This is a genomic window from Propionivibrio sp., from assembly GCF_041441355.1.
Taxonomy (GTDB): Bacteria; Pseudomonadota; Gammaproteobacteria; order Burkholderiales; family Rhodocyclaceae; genus Propionivibrio.
Window position 1 is genome coordinate 380,049 of record NZ_JASDTF010000019.1, and the last position, 9,211, is coordinate 389,259.

The following is a 9,211-nucleotide window of genomic DNA, read 5'->3' on the forward strand; positions in this document are numbered from 1 at the left end:
GTTCATTCCTTGGTGTCGTGCCAGGGCGCCGGAGCAAAACGCGAGCGCAGGGCGTCGAGGTTGAGTTCGTGCAGTACCGCTTCGAGGCGCTCCAGGGCGTCGCGACGGGGGCGCCCGGTGTGGCGGGCGACGATGAGTTCATTCTTCATCGAGTGCTCCCAGCCGACGAGTTCGGTGACCGTCACCTGATAGCCGCTGGCTTCGAGCTGCAGGCAACGCAGGGCATTGGTGACCTGGCTGCCGAATTCGCGGGTGTGAATCGGGTGGCGCCTGAGTTCGGACAACGCGGTTTTTCCGAACGACTCGTTCTTCAGCCGCCGCAACTCGGCAGCAACCTCGGCCTGGCAGCAAGGGACGAGGACCAGCGCTCCAGCGCGCTTGGCGAGCGCGAAGCGGATCGCGTCGTCGGTGGCCGTGTCGCAGGCGTGCAATGCGGTGACGACCTCGACGCGGGCGGGCAGCTCGGGTGCGGCGATCGATGCATCGACCGAGAGGTTGAGGAAATGCATGCGGTCAAAATCGAGCCGCCCGGCCAGCTCGCGGGAGGCGTCGATCAGCTCAGGCCGGGTTTCGATGCCGTAGATGCGGCCGCCCGAACGCGCCTTGAAATACAGGTCGTAGAGGATGAAACCGAGGTACGACTTGCCCGCACCGTGGTCGACGAGGACCGGGTCGCTGCCGGGGGCGTGCGCATAGGCCTCGTCGAGCAAGGGGTCGATGAACTGGTAGAGGTGGTAGACCTGCTTGAGCTTGCGCCGCGTGTCCTGGTTGAGTCGGCCGTCACGGGTCAGGATGTGCAGCGCCTTGAGCAGTTCGATCGACTGGCCGGGACGCAGGTCGAGGTCGGCGAGCGGATTGGTGGAGGACGCGGTGGGCGGCGTGGCCGCGGCGTGTTTCTTCTTCATGGTCGGTGGCGGGAGCGAGAGGGGCGATTATCGGCGATAATGGCGGCCTTCGCATCCTTTGTTCCTTTTCAGAGTTGGGCGGTACGCATGGCTATCCAGTGGTTTCCCGGGCACATGACTTCGGCGCGCAAGAAGGCGGCCGAAACCATGGCTTCGATCGACGTGGTGATCGAGGTGGTCGACGCGCGCCTGCCTGAGGCCAGCACCAACCCGATGGTGCGCGAGCTGCGTCTACAGCGCCAGCGCCCTTGCCTCAAGGTGCTCAACAAGTCCGACCTCGCCGATCCGCAGGCCACGCGCGCCTGGATCGATTTCTACAACCGCCAGCCGGGCGTCAAGGCCGTGGCCATCACCAGCAAGAACGCCGGTGAAGTGGCGCGCCTGCCGCGCTTGTGCCAGAGCCTGGCGCCTCACCGCAACGACAACGTGAAACCGTTGCGCATGCTGATCATGGGCATCCCCAACGTCGGCAAGTCGACGCTGATGAATGCGCTGGTCGGGCGCAAGATCGCCAAGGTTGGTGATGAGCCTGCGGTGACCAAGTCGCAGCAAATGTACATGCTCGACTTGCGTCACCAGATCACCGACACGCCGGGGCTGATGTGGCCCAAGATCGAGCACGACAGCGACGGCATGATGCTCGCCGCGAGCCATGCCATCGGCCGCAACGCGGTGATCGACGAGGAGGTGGCGGTGTTCCTTGCCGGCCTGCTGCTCGAGCGTTATCCGGCCCTGATCAAGGCACGCTACGGCTTCGCAGTCGACGGCGTCGACGCGGTGGCGGTGGTCGAGGGCGTTGCCAAGCGCCGGGCGTTGGTGATGCGCGGCGGTGGTTACGACTTCGAGAAAGCTTCGTGTGTGTTTTTGCAGGATTACCGCGACGGCAAACTCGGACGCATCAGCCTGGAGACGCCGCAGACGCGCGAACGGATGCTGGCTGCCGCGGCCGAACGAGTACAGGCGCTGGCGGCTGAAACGCCGAGTGCGAAAGACGAGAAAGGCCGGGGAGCGACTCAGGACGAGGCTGCAGACGATCTGTCGGCCTAACCGCCGTTGGCGGCCGCGGCGCGGTGCGCCGGGATGATGGGCGCAGGCGCGATGCTGGCCGGTGCTTCAGCGACGGGTTTGCTGATGTACTGCTTGGCCAGCGGAATCAGGGTGTGCCAGGCGTACCAGCCGCCGAAGCCGAGGGCGGCGCTCCAGAAAACGAGCTGGACGACGAAATAGATGGCGTTGCGTTGCTGCCGGCTGATCTTGCAGCCGGGGTCGGTGGCGCCGCAGCGCGGGCAGGCGAGGGCCGAGGTGTCGACCTGATGACCGCAGGCGCGGCATGGAACCAGTGACATTACGCTATCCTTGTTTCGAAGCCTGGCCGATTATAGTGCGCCACGGGGCCTCCGGGCTATCCAAGGCATACGCCGTCCGCATGCAGCGGTGGTGAAAAGGACACTCGATGGAAAAGCCGATGGAAGATCGTTTGACCGAACTCGAAATCAAGTTGAGCCTGACCGAAGACACGGTCGACGAGCTCAATCGCCTGGTCTTTGAACAGCAGCGCCAGCTTGAGCTGATGCAGGCGCAGTTGCGCCTGCTCTATGCCCAGCTCCAAAGCGCGGGCGGGGCGGCCGAGCCGCGCAGCCTGCGCGACGAGATTCCGCCGCACTACTGAGTTACGGGGCTGTCTGCCGGCTGGGCTTGGAGGGATTGGACGGCTTGGTCGGTTTTGTCGTCGCGGCCGTGTTTTCCGCCGCACGCGCGGGGGCTTCCGGGTGGTGCTCCTTGATCCCGGTGACCATTGCCTTGATCAGCTGGGTGCGTTCGATCCGCCCCATGACGAGGGCCGCCAGCGCGTGCAGGGTGGCGCAGGCGATCAGCGCGTCGGCCAGCGTCTCGTGCAGTTCCTGCAGCCATTCTTCGCCCCAGAAGGCGTCGCTCGTCTGCAGAAAACCGGTCAGGCCCAGGCCCAGCACCAGCGCACAGAGAACGAAGATCATCAGGGCACCGACCGGATTGTGCCCGGGCTGGAACGTATGTTGTCCTTTCAGCAGGTCGAGCACATGCCGCTTGAGGCGAGTTGGCGTCGGGAAGAAATCGTCGAAACGTGCGTGCCGGCTGCCGACGAATCCCCATACGATGCGCGCCAGAACGAGTGCGCTGGCCGTGTACCCCAGCCAGCGATGCAGCGTCTCGCCGTCGTCGAGCAGGAAAGCGTTGACCAGTACGCAGCCGACCAGCGACCAATGAAAAAGGCGGACAAAACGGTCCCAGACCGCAACACGGACGACTTCTGAAGGCGCTTGCATCGACGTCCTCGTGGAAGAAATGGTGGGGGCTGAAAGAGGGCGCGGCGCGCCCTGCGGCGATTACTTGGATTCGAGAACGGCGGCCGTCTCGGGGTTGAAGTAGATTTCGACCTTCTTGCCCGCCTTGTCGAAACCGTAGATTTCGTAGCACTTGCCCTTGCTGACTTTGAAGGTCTTGATCTGGTAGCCCTGAGCCTCCATGCGCGCGCGGAAATCGGATTCCTTCATCCATTTTTCCTGCGGCACGGTGCAGGTCGGGCCGGCGAAAGCCGAAGCGGAGGCCAGGGCGGCCAGGCTGGCCAGCAGGACGGTGAGCAATTTATTCATCGGTATTTCCTTTCGCAGGTGAAGGTCAGCAGATCATTGGTCGTGTCCGGGACGTTCGGAAGCCGCGGGGCACGGGCCGAATTAAACGAAAGCCGCCTTAAACCAGACTTAAAACCTGAACTTCACTTTCCGGATCGGTGCTGCCGATGCCGGTGGCCGAGGTTTCGTGCGATGATCCAGGGCGCCGGCGCGTCTAACCGGCGAGGAGAGGAGCGATGCGGATTTTGCTGGTCGAGGACGATGTGCTGATCGGCGACGGTGTGAGTGCTGGGCTTAAACTGTGCGGCCATGCGGTCGATTGGGTGCGCGAGGGCGAGAGCGCGTTGCGCGCCCTGTTCGACCACGATTACGACGCCTGCATTCTCGATCTCGGTTTGCCGGGACGTGACGGCCTGAGCGTGTTGCAAAGCGTACGCGAGCGCGGTTTGCGCGTGCCGATGCTGATCCTGACCGCGCGTGACAGCCGCGAGGACAAAATCGCCGGCCTCGATTGCGGTGCCGATGATTACCTGACCAAACCCTTTGACCTCGACGAGTTGCTGGCGCGTTTGCGCGCGCTCGTGCGGCGCGCCGCCGGCGAGTCACGTCCGCGCCTTAAGCACGGCAAACTCGAACTCGAGCCGGCGAGCCGGCAGGTCTGGTACGACGCGCAGCCGGTCGCCCTGTCGGCGCGCGAATACGCGCTGCTCGAAGACCTGATGCGGCACAAGCAGCAGATCCGCTCGCGCGCCCAGCTCGAAGAGAGCCTCTACGCCTGGGGCGAGGAAGCGGGCAGCAACATCGTCGAGGTGTATGTGCATCACCTGCGCCGGAAATTCGGGCGCGAGACCATCCAGACGGTGCGTGGCATGGGCTATCGTCTCTCGGGAGACGTCTGATGGGCGGGATCGAAGCTCCGGACGGGCTGGCGAAACGCCGGCCGTCCTTGCGCTGGCGCCTCTTGGCCCTGGTTTCGGCGGCGGCCCTGCTGACTCTGGCGCTCGCGGTGAGCGCGAGCTATCGGCGCGCCAAGCATGAAATCCAGGAACTGATGGACGGCCAGATGCTGACCGTCGCGCAGTTGGCCCTACTTTCTGCGCGCCAAGCGCAGACGGGCGCCGATTTTTCCGCGTTCGTCGCCCAGCTTGAGCGCGGGCGCGCCAAAGCACCGATCAAGGTGCCGCTCGAAGTTCGCTTGATCCGGGGCGACGGCCAGGTGCATGCACAGAGCGCGGGGGCGCCGGCAACCGCGGCGAACGGGGCGGCGGGGTTCGCCGACCTTGTTCTTCCGGGCGGGGCGTGGCGCCGACTGACCCTTTTCGAGGCGCCGGAGGGCGCACGCGTCGAGGTATTCGCCTCGGTCGCGCGTCGCGACAAGGAAGCATTCGAGATTGCCGCCAAGACGGTGCAGCCACTGTTCGTCGCCTTCCCGGCGCTGCTGCTGTTCATTTTTGTCGCCGTGCGGCGCGGCCTTCAACCACTCGAGTCGATGGCCTCCGAAGTGTCGACGCGGACTTTCGACAACCTGGCGCCGGTGGCTTCGTCCAAAGTGCCGCGCGAAGCGCTGCCGTTGGCCGAGGCGATCGACCGGCTGCTGGCGCGTCTGGCCGCCGCGCGCGACAACGAGCGGCGGTTTACCGCCGACGCCGCGCACGAGCTTCGCACGCCCCTGGCGGCGATCCGCGTACAGGCGCAGGTGGCGCGCATGGCTCCGGAAAGCGAGGCGCGGGAACGGGCGTTGAGCAATGTCATCGCCGGCCTGGATCGTGCGACGCGTCTCGTCGAGCAGTTGCTGCGACTGGCGCGCCTCGATCCATTGGCACGTTTGCCGCAGACGGAAACGGTGGATTTTGTGACGTTGCTTGAAGGGGTTTTCGTCGAACTGCGCGACCATTATCCGCAGGCCGAGCTGCGCCTCGAAATCAGCGGCAGTGACAGCATTCCGGGCGACACCGACCTGCTGCGGGTGGCCTTGCGCAATCTCGTGGATAACGCCGTGCGTTATGCCGACGGTGCGGCGGTGGCGCTTTTCGTGCGTCGCGACCCCGAAGGCGACGCCTTGCTCCTCGGCGTTTCCGACGACGGCCCCGGCGTTGCCGACAACGAACTGACGCGCCTGCGCGAACGCTTCTACCGCAGCCCGACGGTACAGCCCTTGTCGGGCAGCGGCTTGGGGCTGGCGATCGTCGAACGCATCGCCGAACTGCATGGCGCCACGCTGCGCCTGATCAATCGCCCAGAAGGGGGCTTCGAGGCGGCCCTCCGCTGGCCGTCGGAGGGCCGCTGAGAACCGGGGTTACATGCCCAGCGACTTGAGCAGGTCGTCGTGTTCGCTCGCCGGGTGGGCGGGTTTGGTCGTATGGGACGGATTTGCAGTGGGTGCGGCCGAGGCTTGGGCGAAGAGGGCCTCGGGGTCGTGCGCTCCTTGGGGTTCGAAGTCGCGCAAAGGGATGAATTCGGTCCGGTCGATCGCCAGTTCGAGGTAAAAAAGGTTGTGTCCGCCAGTGTAGAAGGTGACGCGGCGGGCCTCGGGCTTATCGAGATTGGCGTCGACGCTGAGCACCACCTGGCGGTTGAGGGCCAGCATCTTGGGCTGGCTCTGGGTGACGTGGGTTTCCAGTTCGCGTTCGATCTTGCCGGTGAAGTCGCCGACGATCTGGTTCATCAGTTCGCCCATCGTGTTGCCGACTTCATCGGCGGTGAAGGTGCTGGCGAGGCTCGCTTTATCCATGCCCATGTTGAGCATGTAGCGGGCATATAGCTCCATCGCCGCCGGGGCGGTGAAGTTGATGATCACCAGCCCCGAAAATCCGCCGTCGAAAAGGACGAAACACCCCAGGTCGGGTTTGAGGCAGGTCTTGCCGATTTTCTGCACCATGCCGGAATAGCGGATTTCGCTGTGCGTGGCGAGCGTGAGCACTTTGCTGACCGAGTCGCAGAGCCCCGAAAGGAGGTGCTCGGTGCCGTAAACAACGTTTTTTTTCCGGGTGCTCATGAGTATCGTCCTTATGGATTGCGTCTGAATTGAAACGTTGCGGGGGCTTTGCGCTCTTTCCACCATAGACACGGGAAGGGGGGCGGAGCAAACCGCGTGAGCGGTCCCGCCGCGTCAGCGCCCCGGCACAGCCTTGAGCTGAAGGGCCCGCTTACCGAGTTTACCGACCACGTGCATCTCGCAGGGCTTGCAGTCGAAACGCAGGGTCAGCTTTTCCTTGCCGTTGATCAGCACCAGTGGGTCGGGGCGGAGGCCTTTGACCTGCTTGGGGCAGAGGTTGAAACTGTAGCGCAGGCAGTGCTTGGTGATCATCAGCGAGACTTCGCCGCGTTCCTGCTGGCATTCGAAAGCTGGGGCGATGACGCGTACACCGTGCTTCTCGTAGAAGGCGCGCGCCCGGGCATTGAAAACGTTGCCGAGGTAATCGAGCGTCTCTTGCGGGTAGGGGGGCGGCGGCGCAAGCGGGACGGCGCGCGCAGGCCGGCGGTAGGCCGCACGGCGTGCGGTCTCGAGGGCATCGACGAGCGCCCGGCGCAAGCCGTTGAGTACCGCCGCAGGCAGGAAGCGCGGCCCGCGGGTGTCGATTTCGATCGATTCGGCGCAGTAGATCGTGGTGCCGAGCTTGCCCAGGCCTTCGCGCAGCGTTGCTTCGGCGCGTGCGGCATCGCGGGCGGCGTCCAGCGGGTGTTCGATTTCGGCCTGCGCGACGATGCCTTCGTCGTCCGTCGCGCTCAGGGCGTAGCCGCTTGTGGTCTCGTACAAGCGCAGACGGAGCGGGATGCGCCGTTCGGCCGAGGTTTTTTCCAGCTGGCGTTCGAACTCCTGGTCGCGGTTACGGTAGAGCGCCGTACCGACGGCCAGATCGTCGGGCAGGCGGCCGCCGCTCAAGGCCGGATAAAGACGGTAGCCCGCGCCCTGTTTCTCGACACGGTTGATGCGCAGGCCAACGAGCTCGCCGTGTGCGTCGTAGTAGGCGATGCCGTCGCCGTTGTTCAGTGTGTTGCGGGTGTCGACGTCGGCAAAGTCGCGCCCCAGACGCAGGACCGTGCCGATTGGTTCGCCGGTGAATTTGGGCGAGTCGAAAGCGCCGACGTCCACGTGCCGGGTGTTGACGAAATAGTCGGTGGCACCGCGGTTGAAAGTCTTTTCCGGCTGCGGGACGAAGTGGTGCGTGGTGCGTCCGGAGGACGCGCGGCGAAAGCCCGCCAGCGTCTCCAGCTCGGCGTCGAGGCGCTGGCGGTAGTACGCGGTGATGTTCTTGACGTAGGACAGGTCCTTCAGGCGGCCCTCGATCTTGAATGAGCGGATGCCGGCCTCGATCAGCGCGCGTAGATTGTCGCTCTGGTCGTTGTCCTTGAGCGACAGGAGGTGCTTGTTCTCGGCGATCACGCCGCCCTGTGCGTCGCTCAGGGTGTAGGGCAGGCGGCAGGCCTGCGAGCAGTCGCCGCGGTTGGCGCTGCGCCCGGTGGTGGCGTGGCTGAGGTTGCACAAGCCGCTGTAGCTCACGCACAGCGCGCCATGTACGAAGAACTCGAGCGGGATCGTGGTCTGCGCGGCGATATCGCGAATCTGCGCCAGCGAGAGTTCGCGCGCCAGGACAATCTGGGAAAATCCGACGTCCTGGAGGAAGCGCGCCTTCTCCGGGGTGCGGATGTCGGTCTGGGTGCTGGCGTGCAGCTGGATTGGCGGCAGCTCGAGTTCGAGCAGGCCCATGTCCTGCAGGATCAGTGCGTCGGCACCCGCCTCGTAGCATTGCCAGGCCAGCCGGCGGGCGGTTTCGAGCTCCTCGTCCTTGAGCAAGGTGTTGAGCGCGACCAGCACCCGGGCGTTGAAACGGTGGGCGTGATCGGCGAGGCGGGCGATGTCGGTAAGACTGTTGCCGGCGTTGGCGCGAGCACCGAACGAGGGGCCTCCGATATAGACGGCGTCGGCACCGTGGTCGATGGCGGCGATGCCGAAATCGGCGTTCTTGGCCGGAGCGAGGAGTTCGATGCGGGGACGGGAATCGGTCATGCGAAAGGGCGTTGGCGGCGGAACAAAGGGGCGATAAAAGCCAGAAAGGTGATTTGTTGCAGTCGGGGCGGATTGTAACCTATTGATCGTAAAGGCGAGTTTTTCTGTGGGAGGGGTTTGCACTTTTTTTGCGGTTTTTTCGAAAAAAAGTGTCAACCGGCAGAAACGCCTCCGCGTTATTAGGCTCATGTTGAACCACCAACCGCACCAAACGGAGTCGAACATGGGCAGTCTGAGCAACGAATCCTTTGACGAGTTCCTGGATTCCCTAAAACAAGCTGGCGTCGCCATCAGCAACGAGCGCGAACTGCGCGAACGTCTCGCCGAAGCCCAGCGTTGGCGCTTTGCCTTCGCCACCCTGGCCTCGAACGGTCGTCCGCTCGGCATCCGCTTCGAAGACCAGAGCGCCGGCGGCAACGAAGCCGAGATTCACCGCGCCTTCGAAGCCTTCCAGTTCCCCGCCAGCATGGAAGCCGCCTTCTCGGCCAGCCTCCGCGCCAGCCACTAAACCCCGATACTCTGCGCGCCCGTCCTGAGGGCGCGCCTGCAGGACCTGTGCTGGGGGGCTGGCAGCGTCACCGCACGCAAGAACGCTCCTTCTTTCATCCGATGAAATGAAAACGGCCCGCCTTCGCGGGCCGTTGTTTTTTCTGCGGCGGAAACAGACGCTGAGACTCTGAAAACTGAGT

At 64.5% G+C, this 9,211-nt stretch carries 11 protein-coding genes; 5 read left to right on the plus strand and 6 right to left on the minus strand.

Annotated features, from left to right (window positions below):
- Positions 1 to 2: 2 nt before the first annotated feature.
- Positions 3 to 905, minus strand: coding sequence for a class I SAM-dependent methyltransferase (locus tag QMB55_RS08270; RefSeq protein WP_497588212.1), 903 nt, complete (start codon positions 903 to 905; stop codon positions 3 to 5).
- A gap of 87 nt (positions 906 to 992) precedes the next feature.
- Between QMB55_RS08270 and ylqF the strand changes: the two genes are divergently transcribed.
- Positions 993 to 1,952, plus strand: a complete 960-nt coding sequence (gene ylqF, locus QMB55_RS08275) for a ribosome biogenesis GTPase YlqF (RefSeq protein WP_497588213.1) — start codon at positions 993 to 995, stop codon at positions 1,950 to 1,952.
- On the opposite strand, the gene QMB55_RS08280 is transcribed toward ylqF, so the two are convergent.
- Complete coding sequence (locus QMB55_RS08280; RefSeq protein WP_497588214.1) at positions 1,949 to 2,251, minus strand: hypothetical protein; 303 nt, start codon at positions 2,249 to 2,251, stop codon at positions 1,949 to 1,951. The two genes, ylqF and QMB55_RS08280, sit on opposite strands and share 4 nt — an antisense overlap.
- A 119-nt stretch (positions 2,252 to 2,370) precedes the next feature.
- On the opposite strand from QMB55_RS08280, the gene QMB55_RS08285 reads away from it, so the two are divergent.
- Positions 2,371 to 2,574 (plus strand): SlyX family protein, encoded by a 204-nt coding sequence (locus QMB55_RS08285; protein WP_497588215.1) that lies wholly within the window; start codon positions 2,371 to 2,373, stop codon positions 2,572 to 2,574.
- Position 2,575: 1 nt separating this feature from the next.
- Here QMB55_RS08285 and QMB55_RS08290 read toward each other — a convergent pair whose 3' ends face one another.
- Both QMB55_RS08290 and QMB55_RS08295 read right to left on the minus strand, forming a co-directional pair.
- Positions 2,576 to 3,208 carry a cytochrome b/b6 domain-containing protein gene (locus QMB55_RS08290; RefSeq protein WP_497588216.1) on the minus strand — a complete coding sequence of 211 codons (633 nt, stop codon included), beginning with the start codon at positions 3,206 to 3,208 and terminating at the stop codon, positions 2,576 to 2,578.
- A gap of 60 nt (positions 3,209 to 3,268) precedes the next feature.
- Entirely contained in the window at positions 3,269 to 3,535 is a 267-nt protein-coding gene (locus QMB55_RS08295) for a PepSY domain-containing protein (RefSeq protein ID WP_497588217.1), read from the minus strand.
- Between the two features lie 215 nt (positions 3,536 to 3,750).
- On the opposite strand from QMB55_RS08295, the gene QMB55_RS08300 reads away from it, so the two are divergent.
- Both QMB55_RS08300 and QMB55_RS08305 read left to right on the plus strand, forming a co-directional pair.
- The gene (locus tag QMB55_RS08300) at positions 3,751 to 4,413 is read left to right on the plus strand and encodes a response regulator (RefSeq protein WP_497588218.1); all 663 of its coding nucleotides are present in this window, start codon (positions 3,751 to 3,753) and stop codon (positions 4,411 to 4,413) included.
- Entirely contained in the window at positions 4,413 to 5,801 is a 1,389-nt protein-coding gene (locus QMB55_RS08305; protein WP_497588219.1) for an ATP-binding protein, read from the plus strand. The genes QMB55_RS08300 and QMB55_RS08305 overlap by 1 nt, the downstream gene beginning before the upstream one ends.
- A gap of 9 nt (positions 5,802 to 5,810) precedes the next feature.
- Here the strand turns inward: QMB55_RS08305 and QMB55_RS08310 are convergent, their stop codons facing one another.
- Both QMB55_RS08310 and QMB55_RS08315 read right to left on the minus strand, forming a co-directional pair.
- Positions 5,811 to 6,509: a DUF3334 family protein gene (locus QMB55_RS08310; RefSeq protein WP_497588220.1), complete on the minus strand. Its 699-nt coding sequence runs from the start codon at positions 6,507 to 6,509 to the stop codon at positions 5,811 to 5,813.
- Positions 6,510 to 6,623: 114 nt separating this feature from the next.
- Positions 6,624 to 8,522 (minus strand): peptidase U32 family protein, encoded by a 1,899-nt coding sequence (locus tag QMB55_RS08315; protein WP_497588221.1) that lies wholly within the window; start codon positions 8,520 to 8,522, stop codon positions 6,624 to 6,626.
- 223 nt (positions 8,523 to 8,745) lie between these two features.
- Here QMB55_RS08315 and QMB55_RS08320 point away from each other — a divergent pair, with 223 nt between their 5' ends.
- Positions 8,746 to 9,030 (plus strand): hypothetical protein, encoded by a 285-nt coding sequence (locus QMB55_RS08320; RefSeq protein ID WP_497588222.1) that lies wholly within the window; start codon positions 8,746 to 8,748, stop codon positions 9,028 to 9,030.
- Positions 9,031 to 9,211: the final 181 nt, after the last annotated feature.